General features: G+C 51.3%; 11 protein-coding genes. 4 read left to right on the top strand and 7 right to left on the bottom strand.

Annotated elements, in window-relative coordinates; all coding sequences use genetic code 11:
• Positions 1–21: 21 nt before the first annotated feature.
• Genes CFLAV_RS09390 through CFLAV_RS09380 form a run of 3 tightly spaced genes read right to left on the bottom strand, consistent with a single transcriptional unit; the run spans position 22 to position 3,369 of the window.
• Positions 22–1,200 carry an efflux RND transporter periplasmic adaptor subunit gene (locus tag CFLAV_RS09390; protein WP_040547786.1) on the bottom strand — a complete coding sequence of 393 codons (1,179 nt, stop codon included), beginning with the start codon at positions 1,198–1,200 and terminating at the stop codon, positions 22–24.
• Between the two features lie 49 nt (positions 1,201–1,249).
• Positions 1,250–2,692 carry a sensor histidine kinase gene (locus CFLAV_RS32105; RefSeq protein ID WP_007414462.1) on the bottom strand — a complete coding sequence of 481 codons (1,443 nt, stop codon included), beginning with the start codon at positions 2,690–2,692 and terminating at the stop codon, positions 1,250–1,252.
• The gene (locus tag CFLAV_RS09380) at positions 2,689–3,369 is read right to left on the bottom strand and encodes a response regulator (RefSeq protein ID WP_007414461.1); all 681 of its coding nucleotides are present in this window, start codon (positions 3,367–3,369) and stop codon (positions 2,689–2,691) included. The genes CFLAV_RS32105 and CFLAV_RS09380 overlap by 4 nt, the downstream gene beginning before the upstream one ends.
• Before the next feature lie 342 nt (positions 3,370–3,711).
• Here CFLAV_RS09380 and CFLAV_RS09375 point away from each other — a divergent pair, with 342 nt between their 5' ends.
• The gene (locus tag CFLAV_RS09375; RefSeq protein ID WP_007414460.1) at positions 3,712–4,257 is read left to right on the top strand and encodes a hypothetical protein; all 546 of its coding nucleotides are present in this window, start codon (positions 3,712–3,714) and stop codon (positions 4,255–4,257) included.
• A gap of 72 nt (positions 4,258–4,329) precedes the next feature.
• Here CFLAV_RS09375 and CFLAV_RS09370 read toward each other — a convergent pair whose 3' ends face one another.
• Together CFLAV_RS09370 and CFLAV_RS09365 are read right to left on the bottom strand one after the other, a co-directional pair.
• A complete protein-coding gene (locus CFLAV_RS09370) occupies positions 4,330–5,337 on the bottom strand; it encodes a sulfate ABC transporter substrate-binding protein (RefSeq protein WP_007414459.1) in 1,008 nt (335 codons plus the stop codon).
• A 19-nt stretch (positions 5,338–5,356) separates the two neighbouring features.
• Positions 5,357–6,763, bottom strand: a complete 1,407-nt coding sequence (locus CFLAV_RS09365) for an OprO/OprP family phosphate-selective porin (protein WP_007414458.1) — start codon at positions 6,761–6,763, stop codon at positions 5,357–5,359.
• Between the two features lie 573 nt (positions 6,764–7,336).
• Here CFLAV_RS09365 and CFLAV_RS09350 point away from each other — a divergent pair.
• The 3 genes from CFLAV_RS09350 (at position 7,337) to CFLAV_RS09340 (ending at position 11,925) form a co-directional block, all read left to right on the top strand.
• On the top strand, positions 7,337–8,923 hold the full coding sequence (locus CFLAV_RS09350) for a sigma-54-dependent Fis family transcriptional regulator (RefSeq protein ID WP_007414456.1): 1,587 nt from the start codon (positions 7,337–7,339) through the stop codon (positions 8,921–8,923).
• 111 nt (positions 8,924–9,034) lie between these two features.
• Positions 9,035–10,285 (top strand): HlyD family secretion protein, encoded by a 1,251-nt coding sequence (locus tag CFLAV_RS09345; protein ID WP_007414455.1) that lies wholly within the window; start codon positions 9,035–9,037, stop codon positions 10,283–10,285.
• Between the two features lie 26 nt (positions 10,286–10,311).
• Complete coding sequence (locus CFLAV_RS09340; protein WP_007414454.1) at positions 10,312–11,925, top strand: DHA2 family efflux MFS transporter permease subunit; 1,614 nt, start codon at positions 10,312–10,314, stop codon at positions 11,923–11,925.
• Between the two features lie 72 nt (positions 11,926–11,997).
• Here CFLAV_RS09340 and CFLAV_RS09335 read toward each other — a convergent pair whose 3' ends face one another.
• Entirely contained in the window at positions 11,998–12,789 is a 792-nt protein-coding gene (locus CFLAV_RS09335; RefSeq protein ID WP_007414453.1) for a type II secretion system protein, read from the bottom strand.
• A 52-nt stretch (positions 12,790–12,841) separates the two neighbouring features.
• A complete protein-coding gene (locus tag CFLAV_RS09330) occupies positions 12,842–17,086 on the bottom strand; it encodes a LamG-like jellyroll fold domain-containing protein (protein ID WP_007414452.1) in 4,245 nt (1,414 codons plus the stop codon).
• Positions 17,087–17,299 lie beyond the last annotated feature (213 nt).

Raw genomic sequence — 17,299 nt, 5'->3', positions numbered from 1 at the left:
CGCATTCGCAGAGACAGCCCTTTACTGCAGGCTACCCATTTCCATCAATTTGGGTTGCACTTTCTGGCCGGGCTTAACTTGTGAGCGGCTGCCGAGCATCACCAGATCGTTTTCTTGAAGCCCTTCAACCACCTCGAGGCGATTGGGGGTTTCCAAGCCGAGCGTCACCGCCCGCTCTTCGATTTCACCAGCCGGATTCAGCACAAACACGGTGTTACTTTTTTGACGTGAGATGGCTTCGGTGGGGATGGTCAGAACCTTTTCCCTGCGGTCCAGTTTGAAATCCACGGCGGCGTAAACTCCCGGAATCAGCGAAAGGTCAGGATTTGGCAAATCCACTTCCGCATCCATGGTGCGGGTGGCGGTATCGACCTTTCTGGTAAAGCGGCAAATTTTTCCAGTAATGTTTTTGTCCATGCCAGGAATCCGAACTCCGACGGAATCACCCAACTGCACATGGGCCACGTAGGAAACGGAGACTGGAAAAACCAGGCGCAGTGTATCGATTTGTGAAAGGCGCACCAGCGGCATGGCCGAAGCACTCGGTGTTACGCCGCCCTGCACCAACGCGCCTTCATCGGCAAATCGTTTCGTGATGACACCGGAAAAAGGCGCGGTGATTTTGCAGTAATCTGCGATGGCCTTCAGCTTTTTCACTTCAGCCTGGGCAACCTGAACTTCCTGCCTGGCCGCTGCCAGCGCGGCTTCGGTTGTTTGATCCTTGGCCTGAGCCCCATCAAGATCCTGCTGGGCGATAAGATTTGGTTTCGTCTGGTTGACCGAGGAAATTCGGGTGAAAACCCCATGGGCTTCGTTGTGTGCCGCGGCAGCACGTTTGATCTCCTCCTCGTCGCGGTGAAGGAGAGCCGTTGCTTTTTCCAGATCCTCGACCAACTCAGGAATTTCCAGCGTCGCCAGCAGGTCACCTTCCTTAACTCGATCTCCGATGTCCACATTGATACTCTTTACGAAACCGGCGACCTTGGCATGGAGGTCGATTTCCTGGTACGGACGAAACTCCGCTTCAAAATTCTGATTCTTTGCGAGGTCCTGCCGAATCACCCTGGCCACAGCTACAGTCACCATATCGCTGTCAGGGGCAGGTGTTGCGTGCGCATTCCCGCGCGACGAACTCCAGAATCCGAGACCTGCCGCAACGATCGCGGCAGGGACGAGTGTTTTCCAATTTAAAAAGCTCATTAAATTATCCTTGCGGGCAGGTGCCGGCTTCATGCCTGGTTGTTGATTTTCAGAGTCCATTCGTCTTCTCCCCCATCTCATTGTTTGACCGGGACAGGGGCAGTTCCACGACGAAACGACTTCCCTTTCCTTCGGTGCTGTAAAAGTCCACTTTGCCACCATGAGCGGCACAGATTGATTTTACGATTGAAAGTCCCAATCCTGCTCCGCCGAGATCGCGGGACCTTGCCTTGTCCACGCGAAAGAATCGTTCGAAAATGCGCGGCTTTGCCTCGGCTGGTATCCCGATCCCAGTGTCCTCCACTTCAAGCGATGCCCTCCCACTCTGCGCACTTACTGAAAGCGTGACCTTCCCACCTGAAGGCGTGTATTTGATGGCATTGTCCAACAGGTTGACCACCACCTGTTTCATGCGTGCGCGATCTCCTTCAACCATCACCTCCTGCGCATTGTCACATCGGACAACGATTCCCTTGTCCTCGGCCAGCAGGCACATCTGCTCGGCTGTATTGGTGGCAAGTTTGGCGAGATCAAATCGCACCATTTCCTTTTGAGCTTCACCGGCGTCGAGCCGGGATATGGCAAATAATCCTTCTACGATTCGCGTCAAACGTTCCACTTCCTCAAGAATGCTCACCGCCTTCGTCTGAACCTCCGGCGCAATTTGATTTTGTATGACAATGGCTTCCAACTCCCCGCGCATGATGGTAAGCGGCGTGCGCAATTCGTGGGAGGCATCGGCGATAAAACGCCGATTCTGTTGAAATGCATCCTCCAGACGGACGATCATATTATTGAGTGAGATGGACAAGCGCTCCAGTTCGTCTCCAGTTTTCGCCACGGGCAGTCGTTCCCGAAGATTATGCAAGGTGATTTGTTCTGCGCTTTTGGAGATTTGATCAACGGGTGCCAGCGCCTTTCGTACCAGCCAGTATCCGCCAGTGATGGCTACAATCACCATGGCGGTAAGTGCGAAAGCCACAAGGATCACCAAACGATTCAAAACCGCCTGCACGGGATCAAACAGCGCACCGACCTCCACTACAAATTTCTTTCCATCAGGTGTTCGGTAAGGGACCGCCGCAATCAGCAATTCCTTGCCATCGGGAACTGGTTCCTTCCTCCATGTTCCTGCTTTGGCCGCCCCGGTGTAAACAGGCACATGACTCGCATCAAAACTCAAGTCCTTGGGATTCCGGGAAGCATACATGACTGAAGAATCACTGCGCATGATACGAATGAACCGATCGCTTAGCTCAGGAGCAAATACGGAATTGATTTCATTGATCACCGGGGTTTCTCCAGTCTTTTCCACATTGGCCAGCAGGCTCACAGCGATCTGCTGGGCGCGCCTGACCTGAGCGTCACCCAGGCTTCGCTCCAGGTAAACTCTGACACCAGTGAACATAAAATAGCCCAGCAGAACAAACACCCCGATCAAAAGACCGGCGTACCAGACCACCAGACGGAATCTAATGGATTGTGTGTTCATGTCTCTCGTTCATCACTGACCGAATAACCCACCCCTCTGACCGTGCGGATGAGTTTGCATGGATAGCCTGAATCGACCTTGCTGCGGAGGTGACGCACGTAGACATCAACAATATTGGTGAGTCCTTCAAAGCTTTCGTCCCAGACATGCTCGACGATCATGGTTCGGGATAACACCCGACCGGCATTGGCAGCCAGGTATTCCAAAAGTCCGTATTCCTTGGAAGTCAGATCAATCTTCTTCCCGCCTCGACGCACCTGCTGAGTCAAACGGTCAATTTCCAGGTCTCCCACATGGAGAACGCTCGAACGGTTGGCGGTGCCGCGCCGCAGCAAGGCCTTTACCCTGACCAGCAGTTCGGCAAAGGCAAACGGCTTGGTAAGGTAGTCGTCCGCACCGGCCTCAAAGTTCTCGATCTTTTCCGCCATGCCGTCGCGGGCCGTCAGGACTAATACCGGGACTTGGGAGCTTTGTTTGCGAAGACGTTTCAAGATTTCGGTGCCGCTCAACGTGGGCAGCATCAAATCCAAAATCATGAGGTCATAATTGTATGTGGATGCCATTTCGTATCCGCTCAGCCCATCGTTGCAAACATCCACCGCAAACCGCTCCGCCCGCAATCCGCGGGCTACAAACTCGGCGACTTTTTTCTCATCTTCGACCAGGAGGAGACGCATAATTATTTCTTTTGCTTGTTGAAGTTGACTATCAACTCATTAAACAGCCCTGAAGTTCTGATTAAAATTCATTCAGAAAGCAAATTATTCGACTTTTAAATCTAACTCCCATTCATTTTCGGGCCAATTTGGAAGTATTTGGATTGCCCCAATGCCTGACAGGAATCAACTCCCCTCCGCGGAATTAAAATGATTCATTCTCCTATTCCGTATGCGAGCCCGTTCAGATAAAGCGATTCTGAAAGGATTTTAATCAGATTTTCAGGACCAGTTAATGCGGTGGCATTCAAATGGAGCAGGAACTGAGATGCCGAGCATAGAAATCAAATTATAAATCTTGTTATGAAATATCTGAACCGTTGGCTTTGGTTAAGTTCATTAACCTTATTGCCTGCCTGTGCCTTCCACGCCGCACCCGTTGCCAGCCTGGCACCAGTTGGCCCCGCTCCGCATGTGGCATCGAAAGCTTCGAAGGAAGGATACCTACTGGTTTATTCCGCCTGGGAACCATTTAGGCTGCAGGATTCGCGGTTTGACCGACATAGCAATTACAAACTCCTCTCCTCGGATGGCAGAACGGTTCAGAATATCAAGAATTGCATTGATAGATTTGACGACAATCCTGTGTGCGTCGCCCTGGTCCCCGGCAGCTATCAGGTATCAGCCCGCTCTGCCCATTCCGGCCGGGTGACCGTGCCAGTCCTCATACAAGAAGGAGAAACCACTTGTGTTTACCTCGACGGTTCCAATCAGCCGCAAACAGCCCCGGCAGCGGATTCAACACTGGTGAAGCTGCCCAATGGACAGGTCGTAGGTTGGGCGGCAAAGGAGGAAAAAGAGAATTCGGTTGTGGCCAGTTCACGGTCACAACAGGAAAAAGCAAAATAAGAGGAAGCCAGAAAAATGGCGGCACCTGATACATAAGCAGGTTGCCGCCGCTGAAAGAACCACCTCGAGGGTTTATTTCTGATAGATTTGATCGAAGGTTCCGCCATCAGCAAAATGAGCCTTTTGAGCCTTTTGCCAGCCACCGAACAGCTCATCGATGGTGAATAGTTTCAATTGTGGAAACTGGTTCGCGTACTTCTTCGCAACTGACTCCAACCGGGGGCGATAAAAATTTTTCGCGGCGATTTCCTGGCCTTGTTCGCTGTACAAGTGTTCCAGATAAGCCTTGGCAACCGCTTCGGTTCCGTGGCGCTTTGCCACCTTATCCACCACGGCCACCGGAGGTTCAGCAAGAATGCTCACGGAAGGAACGACAATTTCCACTTCGCCCTTGCCCAATTCCTTGGCCGCGAGAATCGCCTCATTTTCCCAGGCAATCAGCACATCGCCAATGCCCCGTTGAACGAAAGTGGTTGTTGCCCCACGCGCACCGGTATCCAACACGGGAACATTTTTGAAGAGGTTCTTCACAAACTCCTTCGCTTTGGATTCATCGCCATTAGAACGTTTCAGTTGGTATCCATAAGCGGCAAGGTAATTCCAGCGCGCTCCCCCGGAAGTTTTGGGATTCGGTGTGATCACAGAAACGCCCGGGCGGATAAGATCCTCCCAATCCTTGATGCCCTTGGGATTGCCCTTGCGCACCAGAAACACGATCGTGGAGGTATAAGGCGAGCTGTTATTTGGAAATTTTTGCTGCCAATCTTTTGGCAGCAACTGGGCCTTCTCAGCAATTACATCGATGTCATAAGCCAGTGCAAGCGTAACCACATCGGCTTCCAGACCATCGATCACCGCACGGGCCTGCTTCCCGGAACCGCCATGAGATTGTTTGATTTCCACATCCTTGCCGGCTTTGCCTTTCCAATATTTGACGAACTCAGAGTTATACGCCTGGTATAACTCCCGCGTTGGATCGTAGGATACATTCAGCAGCCTGGTGGATTTTTCCGCCCAGGACGTGGTGGAGAGCAACACCCCTACTCCGAGGAGTGCAATTAATTTTAATCTCTGTTTCATAATTCTGCTTTTTCCTTGTTTAAAATGAGAATTGAACCCGGCTCAAGATCACATGTTCTTCGTGCGCGGTGACGGCATTCTTTACCTTGCTCCCACCCCGGAAACTGGTGGCTTCATAATCCAGATTTAGTTTTACGTTGCGATTTAAATACCAGTTGGCCCCAACGCCCCATGCCGTAGCTTCCTTGGCAGAGGTTGAAGTGACGTATTTGGGAAAAGCGTCCTTATCCAGTGAAAGTTGTTGGACTCTGAGGGCCAACTCGAAAGCTCCCCAACCACCGTTGACCGGACCAAAAGGATGCAAAGGATTGATTGTCTTAAATGTGTTTTGCTCACCGGTGAGCAAATAGGAAGCTTCAACCTGCCAGGCAGTGTTATTGAACCGGGCATTGGGGGGCGTTCCTGCGGCGGTGGATCTAACTTCCTGTGAGGACAGAACATATTCACTCAGAATTCCGAACGGTCCCCAATAGTAGAATAGTTGAGGATCAAGTCGGTACTGCGATCCATTGGCCGTGGTGGTCGTCGAGTAGCTGAAGAAGGTTTGCTGCCCGGCAGTTTTATAGGTCGCCAATGGTCCGTTATGATGCCCAATTGAACCGGCGACACCAAAACCCAAACCGCGCAAAGAGTCGACATCCCTGTTTAAAAACGGTTGCAGAAACAATCGTCCGACAACGTCTTTACCCTCGTCAGAAACGTCGAGATCATCACTCCCGGCATCACCAGCGCCGTTAAAGATGCCGATGGCGTAATTGACGGGGGTGTTAAACAGGGCATTGTGAATCATGACGCCAGTGTCATAGTTCGGCGTCAACTGCGTGGCAAAACCAGTTTCGACAAAAACCAGGTCAGCAGTGGATTTCAAACGTTCGAGCCCTACTGGCGATTTGTATTTACCCACTTGAACCTGGAACTGGTTGAAGAACCGGGCGTTCACGTAGGCGTCGTCTATAAGCGCGTTGTTCGCTGCTGAACTGCCGGTGACATTCCCCGTAGCCACATCAAGCATCAACCGATAGTCGAATTTGTCATAAACCGTGCCTTCAATGATGGGGCGCACCCGGCGCAGCAGAAAAGTGTCATTGGCTGTCTCACGATCATTTAGATAAAAACGCCCATCGACTTGGGCGTAGCCATGAATATTCATGACGAAATTGGTATCAGCAGAACGGACGAGCAATCCGTTGGAGCCGAGAGAAACTGTAGGAGCTGCTTTTGACTTCTCCGTCGCGATCTCCTGATCGACTTCCCGGTTACGTTCCAAAACTTTTACTTTTTGCTCAAGTTCATCAATGCGTTGCAATAATTTGTTAACATCTTCACTGGAAATATCTGTGGCACGAGTTGGAGAAATATAAACAGGAGCGCCGAGGAGAATTGCAGCCAGCGCCAGATAACGAATCTTCATTGGGTTGTGTTTCATTTGGGTTGGGAACTTCCTATGGTTCGGTCAGTTCACTCATTCTGATTGTATTATCCTCCAGTTTTACTGGTGGGAGATTTACGCCAGCTTTCGTTTTGCTTGAGCTGCGTGGTTCGGAAGTGCCACCCCGGGATATCTCGCTCACAAATAAATGCCTGTCCAGTCGGGTCGAAAGCTCAAAAAACCGAATACGACCGATCGATTTCAACAACTTATTATGTTTGTCCCGATGCATGTCAACTTCTGAATAAACAATAAATTAGAGACATTCTCTACTATGTCAATAGAGATTATTATAAATCATTTATTTTTGATTTATAAGGTGTTACAGAGTTTTAGAATCAGATCTAAAATCATTCCGAGCAGAACAGTCAACTTTCGGCATGAAGATTTCAAATCCGCTGCTTTCAAACGGAAAGTTTATCTGGTTCAAGCGGTTGTCATGATTCGTCGCTAAATATCGAGAAACCTAAGTTTATTTCTGAACGTGTTCCTGCTGTTGCGTTAACCATAGTTTTCGACTATGCCGTGAGTGTGGACCCGATACCGGATTACAAACCTGAATTTGAGTCGATGAAGGACCGCCTGCTCGAACTGGCGCAACAGCGGTCGGTGGATAGTTTGCTCAAATTCATGGTGAACGGCGCTGCTTCGCGTCCACATGTGGCGCTCGCCCGCATCTGGCTCATCGATAAAGGCGACCTTTGTGATACCTGCCATTTGCGAAAAGATTGTCCCGAGAAAATTCGTTGTCTGCATACAGTTGCGAGCGCGGGACGATCCATCTCCAATCCTACCGAGGACTGGTCGCGCGTCGATTCTGAATACTGCCGGATACCGCTCGGTTTCGGGAATATCGGCACGATCCCGACCACTGGCCGGGAAATTATTGTGAAGGATGTTCAGGCGGCAGACAAATGGATTGGCCGGGAAAATTGGGTTAGGAAGGAAGGCATTCGCGGTTTCGTCGGAGAACCGATCATCTATAAGGGCGAAGTGCTGGGAACGCTGGCCGTATTCACGCGGACTCCAGTGGCGGAAGAAGCTCCCAAGTGGCTGCGGATCTTTGCCGACCATGCGGCGACCGCAATTGTAAATGCACGTGCCTTTGAAGAAATAGAGCGGCTCAAGGCACAATTGGAATTGGAAAACACCTACCTACGAGAGGAAATCGAAGAGCAGCGCGCTTACGGAGAAATTGTTGGCAGCAGTCCGGCTTTGCGGCATCTGGTGTGGCAGATCGAGCTGGTGGCACCGACGGAGGCAAACGTGCTGATTCTTGGGGAATCAGGCACCGGCAAGGAGTTGGTGGCCCGTGAAATTCATTTGCATAGCAACCGTAACAAACGCCCCATGATCCGCGTCAATTGCGCATCTATTCCCAAGGAGCTGTACGAAAGTGAGTTTTTTGGCCATGCCAAGGGAGCTTTTACCGGCGCGTTGAAAGATCGCGCGGGAAGATTTGAAGCGGCAGATGGAGGAACTTTGTTTCTGGATGAAGTGGGAGAGATTCCGCTCGAATTGCAAAGCAAACTGCTGCGCGTGCTCCAGGAGAAACAATATGAACGTGTGGGAGAGGAAAAAACGCGTCATGTGGATGTGCGCATCATTGCGGCGACAAATCGCAACCTGAAGCGCGAGGTTGAAGCCGGGCGTTTTCGGCAGGATTTGTATTATCGGTTGAATGTTTTTCCCATCGAGGTAGCGCCGCTTCGAGATCGCAAGGAGGACATCCCTGCCCTGGCAACGCACTTTCTGGATCTGGCGGCAAAGAAGCTCAATGTTCCCAAGCCAAGGCTGACGCAGGCGAACCTGTTAAAACTGCAAGGCTACGACTGGCCAGGGAACGTGCGTGAACTCCAAAATGTGATCGAACGAGCCGTAATCATCGCACAGAAAGGTATTTTGCAGTTTGATCTGCCGGGGGCCTCAAGCGAATCCGAACGTCTCGCACCGGCACTTTCCAAATCGGGGATTAATCCCGAGATCGTGCCGGAAGCAGAGATGCTGCGGCGCGAACGCGAAAACATGATTGCCGCATTGAAAAAAGCCAACTGGAAGGTCTCGGGTCGAGGCGGTGCTGCCGAGTTACTGGGCGTGCGACCAACCACTCTGGCCACCCGCATGCAGGCGATGAAGATCCGGAAGCCTCGGGAGTAAACCTCGTCAGGAAATCCCAGATTTTTCACTTACTGAAATTCGTAAACGCATCTACGGCTTTCCGTTAATAACGACTTTTCGTTAGCATTCCAACTTCCTCAATATTTTCACATGTATCTTCACATCAATAGCTTCTGCACAATCTCCCACGTTGGCACAGTTCTAGCATTACATCGGCATAAGATTATGAACGGCACAACAATGGACGAAACAATCCTGGTGGATGGAACAACGACGCGCATAAATGGAGATGCAACTCTCCCAGCAAAGAAGTTTACACAACGGACACCGCACGTAACGTCGGCGAACGGTGAATCCAAAGAACCGCGCAAACGCTTTTCCCCAAAAGTGATTGGGGTGTTGACCGTTGTCCTGCTCGCAATCGGTTTTGCCGGCTACCTCTGGTGGGAGCATATGCAGGGCTATGTGAACACGGATAACGCTTATGTCACGGGTCATATTCACCAAATTAGTTCACGCATTTCCGGCACCATCAGTGAAGTTCTCGTGGACGATAATCAATCGGTCACCAACGGTCAGGTGCTTTTGAAGCTGGACCCTCGTGATAATGAAGTCCATTTGGAGCAAGCCAGGACACAGGTGCAACAAGCCGAGGCTCAGATTGCACAGAATCAAGCGGCAGCAGACCAGGCCGAGGCTCAACTCAATCAGGCCAGCGCTCAGATTTCTCAAGCAGAGGCCCAACTCGAAAAGACCTCGCTTGATTATCAACGCGCGAAAAATCTTTTCCGCGATGGCATGAAGGCGATTTCACAACAGGAATTGGATGCTGCCAAGGCGGCCTACGATGTGGCTCAAGGCGCCCTCAAGGCGGCCAAGGCCAACGAGGTGGGAAGCAAAGCACAGGTTCAATCGGCGAAAGCTGCTCAGTCGGTTGCTCTGGCAAAGCGACAGAACGCGGAAGCAGCTCTGAAGGATGCGGAGTTGCAACTCTCTTACACCACCATTCCAGTGCCGACCTCGGGACGGATTGGACATAAGACGGTCGAGGTCGGCCAACGAGTGCAACCCGGACAAGCGCTGCTCGCGGTTGCTGACGATCAAACCTGGGTGGTTGCCAACTTCAAGGAAACACAATTGGCCAAAATGAAACCAGGTCAGAAGGTGGAAGTCGAGTTGGACGCATTGCCACATCATCGCTTTAGCGGGAGGGTGGAGAGCTTCGCCCCTGCTTCAGGCGCTCAATTCGCATTGTTGCCGCCGGATAATGCGACTGGGAACTTCACCAAAATTGTCCAGCGCGTGCCGGTGAAAGTAGTTTTCGATCCCGAAAGCATCCGAGGCTTTGAATCGCGCATTGTTCCCGGATTGTCAGCTGAGGTGGATGTGGCAGTTCGTTAAATGAAAACCATAATAGGAAATTAAATATGAATGGAGTCGAGACCATGGACAGCAGACCGAAGGCGAAGCAGTTCGCCCAACCGCTGCCGGTTGATCCGGACCACGTGCCACTCAGGTCCTGGATTGCGGTGATTGGTTCCATGCTTGGCGCATTCATGGCGGTCCTGGATATTCAAATTACCAATGCCTCGCTTTCCGACATCGTCGGTGGCCTTGGTTCTTCATTGGAAGAAGGCTCCTGGATTTCCACGTCGTATCTTGTCGCGGAGATCATTGTCATCCCACTGACAGGGTGGCTCGCTTTGGTTTTCTCCACCCGCAGATATTTAATGGCAAACTCGGCGCTGTTCCTTTTCTTCTCCATGTGTTGTGCCTGGGCATGGGATTTGCCAAGCATGATTATATTCCGTGCCTTGCAGGGCATTACCGGCGGTGTGTTGATTCCCATGGCGTTTAATATCATTCTCACCAAGCTGCCCGCGTCCAAACGACCAATGGGTTTTGCGATGTTTGGCATCACGGCGACGTTTGCCCCGGCAATCGGGCCGACGATTGGAGGCTGGCTCACAGACACATATCATTGGACTGCCATCTTCTACATGAACATAGTGCCGGGACTCGTCCTGCTCGCGGCGATTTGGTATGGTGTGGAGAGTCAACCGATGAAACTCAGCATGCTCAGGAAGGGCGATTGGTGGGGAATTCTGTTCATGGCGCTTGGGTTGGGCAGCCTGATCATTGTGTTGGAGGAGGGAAATCGTAAGGACTGGTTTGGTTCACCATTTATCACCCGCTTTGCTGTCATTGGAACTGTGTCGCTGATCATATTCCTTGTCATTGAGTTCCTACGCAAAGAACCGGTAATCAATCTGCGCTTGTTGGCCCGCAGAAATTTTGGCCTTGGCTCGGTAGTCAATGTGGCGCTCGGATTGGGCCTCTACGGAGCTTCCTTCATCCTGCCGGTCTATCTCGCACAAATTCAGGGCTACAACGCAATGCAGATTGGCGAAACCATCATGTGGGCGGGCCTACCGCAATTGTTTATCATGCCTTTGGTTCCGCTGCTCATGAAGAAATTTGATATTCGCACCCTGATCAGCGCAGGTATTGTCATGTTTGCCGCGAGTTGCTTCATGAACGCCTTCATGACTCACGATACGGCGGTCGACCAGTTGAAGTGGTCACAAATGCTCCGCGCGTTGGGCTCTCCCTTGATCATGGTTCCTCTCACCGAACTCGCAACCGGCATGATCGAGAAGGAACAGGCTGGTTCCGCCTCCGGTCTGTTTAATATGATGCGCAACCTTGGCGGATCGCTGGGAATTGCCATTCTTTCCACGATGCTGACCCGCCGCGAACAGTTTCATTCCGTGCGGCTCGGTGAATCAGTGAGTGCATTTGATTTGGCCACTCAACAGAGATTGGATCAACTCACATCGGCATTCATCAATCATGGTTCAGATCCAACCACGGCAGCCAACCAGGCACTTGGCGCCCTGAACAATGTGGTGCATCGTGAAGCGTCCATCATGGGATTCAATGATTGCTTCTACATCATTGGCGTGGCCCTGCTGCTGACTCTGGGAGCAGTTTGGTTTAGCCGGAAGGTAAAGGTTTCAGGCCAGGCTATGGCCCATTAATTCAGGATGATAAAGCAAAAAGCAGCCGGTTACTTTCGGCTGCTTTTTGCTTTTAAACTGTAGGCTTACAAATCAGGGTGGCCAGGAATCCTGCGCGCGGTGTATATCAGATATATCCAGAGGGTTACTGCTAACCGTCACATTGATCGCAACGTTGTCGGCGGCCACACCATACCCGACGCCCCAAACGCTTGATCCCTTCCACTTCCAGCTTTCAGCATGAGCGTCCGCAAAGGACACAGTTCCAGCCTTGTTGTGCGAGCTGGTCGGCAGGTTCTGCCAGGTCAGGGAGGGTGACGCATTAACTCCAAAGGCTCCGTTATCAATACTGCGGGGATCTTCACACCAAAAGACTGATTGTTGGGAGACACCTGGAGCAATGATTTGATTCATTTTGGTCATCACCGCTCTTGTAGCGGGATCGCCGCCCAGGCAATAGCTGATTGAATAGCTCCGCGTTCTTGGCACTCCGGGCCCCGAAAGACCCGCGACCGTCTTATAGGTATCTGCAGGGCACACATAAATTTTGACGGCTTTATTGTACTGGAACAGGAGTCCACTTTCGATGTTGCTGGTGGTAGTGTCATGCCTGGCGCTTCCGAAGATCCATGAATCATTCAAACTGTTGATCGGGTTGGCATGATTTACCGCCATCGAATCGTTATTGTCGCCAAGATACATTTGCCAGCAAAGCTGCAACTGCTTGATATTATTTAAACATTGCGTGGCCTGGGCCTTCTGTTTGGCCTTGGATAGCGCGGGCAGGAGCAACCCCGCGAGGATTGCGATGATGGCGATCACAACCAGCAGCTCAATCAGTGTGAAACCTCCCCTTTTACGGGATGACTGGATCATCTTGTTCATACCTCAAATAGAGTTTTAAGTTAAATATCCTCAAAAGTTTCGGGCAACAAAACTACTGTTTGTGCAAACGGTAGAACTTCTGTGCTGCCGTTACGCTGATGTTAACGCTGCTGACCCCATTGGAACTCGTTACGGCATCAGGCGCGGTGGTCCAAGCCGAGCCGCTCAAGTCCGCAGCCGATTGCAATGTAAAGTTTAGATTCGGTGTGGGCCAAGAGAGCACGATACTCCCTCCGCCAGTCGCAGCAAGTGTAATTTTCGGAACCGGACCAACAAGGATTCCATATTTGCTGGTCAGGTAGGAATCGATGGCAGCACGATCTGCATCAGAGACCGCAGAGGTGAACAGCAGAATTTCTTTGAAATCACCGTTCATTTTCGGTTGGAAGCCGTCGCGAGTACCAATTCCAATCACCTTGGTGGGATTATCACCGCCTACCTGGGTAATTGTGCCAGTTCCGTTGGTCAACCCGTCCAGATAATGCGTGGCCTGGTTTCCATTCATCACCACTGAAAGAATATGCGTGGAGTTGATTGGCGGTGCCTTGGTGCCTGTCACTGAACCATAAGGTTGCCCCTGCCCTGCTCCGCGATAGAACCAGGGTAATCCAGTCGTTTTGGCGAGATAATAATCAAAAGGAGCGGCCAGGTTACCGTCTGTCTTTTCCACCAAGCCCACCTCATTTGTGGTGGATGTGAAATCCTTGATGCGCGCCACGACGTAGATTGAAAGATCGCCGGTAATGGTCAGGCTGGGTGAGGGATTCACAGCCAGGTACTGATTCGTGCCATTGAAGTTAACTGCAGGCAATCCATCATTGGCACTCGGGACGAACAATGGATAAGCAGTCGGATCATAGAAGCTTGCGGTATTGCCATAGCCCGACTGATCAGCCCAGGAACTGACATAATTCTGGGCGTCGACAGTGAGCCCGGCATCGGCCTTCAGCCACAAACCAAGGCTTGCGGGATAGTAACCAACAGGGGTGTTACTGGTCGAAATGGTATTGTTATAGAGATCACGAACATTTTGGACGGTTACCGAGTAAGTGGTTGAGGCGTTCAGACCTGAGGTGCTGAGTACTATCAGGTTGGGCGCGGTGCCAATAGCTGCGCCTGTCACCGTGGCACCATTATCCAAAACATAATTACTACTGTTCGTGGCCATGGAAGGATCCACTGATTCTGAAAACACGACAATAATTTGGTTTTGGTTCCAGAATGCCTTGCCAATTGAAACCACGGTAGGCGCCTGGTTATCCGGGGAAACTGTGAGCGTGGCGGTGTCGCTGGTGGCAGTTGTGCCTCCCAGCGGTGTAATGAGCACGCGGAAAGTGGAGCCACTATCTGCCTGGACCAGCAAAGGAGTGGTATAGGAAAAGTTGGTTGCACCAGGAATATTCACCGAATTTCTCTGCCATTGATACGACAGGCTGGCTGCCCCCTGACTGGCACCCACGGTGAAAGTGGCGGTTTCACCTTCAAGCTTGCTCACACTCTGCGGCTGCTGTGTGAAAATGAACGGGAAGTATTTCAAGCTGAGATAACTATCCACAGCCCTGCGCTCCGTGGCGGAAAGCCCCGATCTGAAGAGGAGGATTTCAGACATGTCGCCATGCATCGTTTGAGCGAGATCACTGCGACCGCCGATCCTGAGCGGTGCGCCGGTATCAGCAATATTGGTGACAATGGTCCCGGTTCCGGCGGAAACGCCATCCACATAATGAGTCACACTGCTTCCAGCCATTCGCACGGCCAGCACGTGAGGCACGCCAAGTGAAGGAGGAGTACCATTCACGAGCGCATAGCCTGAGGTGCCATTGCCGCGATAAAAACGGGTGAGCGTCGTGGTTTGGACATAGTAATCATACGGAGCAGGATACTGCACCGCCGTCTTTCCAATGATTTCGCATGGCACCGACAAATCGGGGATATTCACCACAGCGTAAATAGTCATGTCACTGGTGATGGCAACGGAAGAAGAGGAGGCAACCTGCATGAAGTTCGTCGCCCCCACGCCGAAGCGAACCACTGGCTGACCATTCATCGCACCCGGCACCAGCACGGGATAATAGTTGGCCCCCAGGTACTGGGTCGCATTATTGCGATTAGGAGACTGGTCATTCCATTCGGTTACGTTTCCGGAGGAATCACTTACCACACCTGAATCCGCTCTGAGCCACAAGGCCATGTTGGCTGGCATGACCAATGTGGAGGCTGGGCTGATGGTTTGATTGAACAAGTCTTTCACGTTTTGCACGCCGAGGGTATAGATCGTGGAATTATCCAGTGCTGAAGTGTTTAGAATCACCTGATTGGCGGCACTGCCGACAGCCACCGAGGAGACAGTAACTCCATTGTCGAGCGTGTAATTCGCCGCATTAGTAGCGGCCAGCGGAGCTACATCTTCGGAATACACCACCATGATGGTATTGCTGCTTCCACTTTGACGTGTCGCTGAGAATATGGTTGGAGCCTGGGTATCGGCGGTCACTGTGAGAGTGACCGTGGAACTGTTGGTGCTGATGCCCAGGGGAGTTGATACAATGGCCCGAAAAGTAGCACCACTATCGGACTGGACCAAAATCGGAGTGGTATAGGATGCGTTAGTCGCCCCGGAAATATTCAGACCGTTCTTCTGCCACTGATAAAGGATGGTGGGCGAACCAGCTATGGCATCCACCCAAAAGCTGGCAGTCTTCCCTTCCTGCTGAGTTACATTTGAAGGTTGCTGAGTGATGGCCAGAGGGATGATGGAAATACCGTATTTACTACCTAGATAATTATCAATTGCAGTTTTCTCACTATCCGATACTGCACCACGGAACAGCATGACTTCGGCCAGATTGCCTTGGAATTTCGTCCCCAAGTCCTGACGCATCCCAATGCGCACAGCACTTCCGGCATCACCGAATCCTGCGGTATAGGCGGCATTGGCAAAAAAGTTTCCGTTCTGGTACATCAAGGCATTCGTTCCGCGCATCACAATGGAAAGGAGGTAATACTGGCCGGCGGAAAGAGCTCCTGCTGTGGGAGAGAATGAATTGTAACCACTGCCATTTCCCCGCACGAAATTCAACCTGCCTGACGTTTTGGCAATTTGGAAATCGAAAGAGGCAGGTATGTTGGTCTGAGCCTTACTGATGGGGCCGTGAACCACTCCCAGGCTGTCGACGCTCAGCAAAAGATAAATGGTAAAATCACGATCACTATAGAGCGACGGATTATTTGATATTTCAAGCACCTGACTGATACCATCAAAATGAACAGCCGGATTGCCATTGACTACTCCAGTCGAAAGGAATGGTGCCGCTCCATTGGTGGCCACCAAGGCATTATTTCCCAATCCGGATTGGTCGTTCCATTGAGTGACATTGCCACCGCCATCGGTAAGCACGCCAACATCGGCCTTGAGCCAGGCGATCAATTCCGCGCCGAGCGTCACTTGCGAGTTATTCACGATACTGATCGTATTCGCGGCATCACGGACATTCGAAGCAGTTAAAGTGTAGCTCAGGTTGGTGTTGAGCGGAGAAGTTTGAAGCACAACCCCATCGTTATAAATATCCATCGTGGCACTCTGGATGGTGGCGGTTGTCGCACCACTCTGAATGGAATAATTGGCAATGTTAGTCGCCGTGGAAGGGAGAACGGATTCAGAGAAACGAACCGTAACGCGGTTACCAGCGAAGCTGTAGCTCGCAGAATTGAGGGTTGGCGGCACATTGGTGTCCACAAACCGCACTTTGCCAATACCAACTCTGAATGTATTTCCCCAGTTGGTGTGCACATTCAAGCGCACGTAACGGGCCTGTAGTCCATTGAAAGGAATGGATTGCACCGTGCTGACAAACGTGCCCGGAGCGAGATTAAAGGCGTAATTGGGGAAGTTGGTGGTATAATTGACGCCATCGAAGGAAGTCAAAATGTCTGCCGAGCGCAGGCCCTGCTTGGGAGTAGTCAGATTGGCCCCCTCGTTATATGGCCAGACCTTCATCTGGTCGATCGGATGGACCGCGCCCAAATCAAACGTCACGTACTCGTTAGTCAATGCCGCTGCGGTGTTGGTGAAACTCACCCACATGGCTCCTCCCGGAACGGTGGTGAGTATGTCACCATACAATCCGGTGTTGTTGAGCATGTTGGTGGCGCGGCGCTGCTCAACTCCGGAGAGGTACTCGGAGGAAACAGAATTGATGGTAACACCCTGGATATTTGCGGCGCGCGAAGTAGAGGGAGAAATCAATCCTGCCAGGACTGCACCACATGCAACGAAGGGAACAAGCTTTCTGAACATATTTAAAATTGAATTTTAGTTAGCCGACAAACTGAACCATACAACACACGCAGCTTCCGCTATGTTACTTTTTTGTGAACTTTCACAAACATTTCCATGAAAGAGATTCCCTTTCTCTCGGCCGAGTTAGTTCATGTTTCATCCAGTAATTCCGGGATTGTTCATTCTGTAATCCTTGGTGCACTAAGTCGTCAATGCGAATATTTATTCATG

It is taken from the genome of Pedosphaera parvula Ellin514 (genome assembly GCF_000172555.1).
In the GTDB taxonomy this organism is placed as follows: domain Bacteria; phylum Verrucomicrobiota; class Verrucomicrobiia; order Limisphaerales; family Pedosphaeraceae; genus Pedosphaera.
This window is presented reverse-complemented; position numbering and strand designations above follow the sequence as displayed.

Coding starts and splice junctions, on each gene's coding strand:
- CFLAV_RS09390 (WP_040547786.1), bottom strand. CDS start 1,200: ATGAGCTTTTTAAATTGGAAAACACTCGTCCCTGCCGCGATCGTTGCG.
- CFLAV_RS32105 (WP_007414462.1), bottom strand. CDS start 2,692: ATGAACACACAATCCATTAGATTCCGTCTGGTGGTCTGGTACGCCGGT.
- CFLAV_RS09380 (WP_007414461.1), bottom strand. CDS start 3,369: ATGCGTCTCCTCCTGGTCGAAGATGAGAAAAAAGTCGCCGAGTTTGTA.
- CFLAV_RS09375 (WP_007414460.1), top strand. CDS start 3,712: ATGAAATATCTGAACCGTTGGCTTTGGTTAAGTTCATTAACCTTATTG.
- CFLAV_RS09370 (WP_007414459.1), bottom strand. CDS start 5,337: ATGAAACAGAGATTAAAATTAATTGCACTCCTCGGAGTAGGGGTGTTG.
- CFLAV_RS09365 (WP_007414458.1), bottom strand. CDS start 6,763: ATGAAACACAACCCAATGAAGATTCGTTATCTGGCGCTGGCTGCAATT.
- CFLAV_RS09350 (WP_007414456.1), top strand. CDS start 7,337: ATGAAGGACCGCCTGCTCGAACTGGCGCAACAGCGGTCGGTGGATAGT.
- CFLAV_RS09345 (WP_007414455.1), top strand. CDS start 9,035: ATGTATCTTCACATCAATAGCTTCTGCACAATCTCCCACGTTGGCACA.
- CFLAV_RS09340 (WP_007414454.1), top strand. CDS start 10,312: ATGAATGGAGTCGAGACCATGGACAGCAGACCGAAGGCGAAGCAGTTC.
- CFLAV_RS09335 (WP_007414453.1), bottom strand. CDS start 12,789: ATGAACAAGATGATCCAGTCATCCCGTAAAAGGGGAGGTTTCACACTG.
- CFLAV_RS09330 (WP_007414452.1), bottom strand. CDS start 17,086: ATGTTCAGAAAGCTTGTTCCCTTCGTTGCATGTGGTGCAGTCCTGGCA.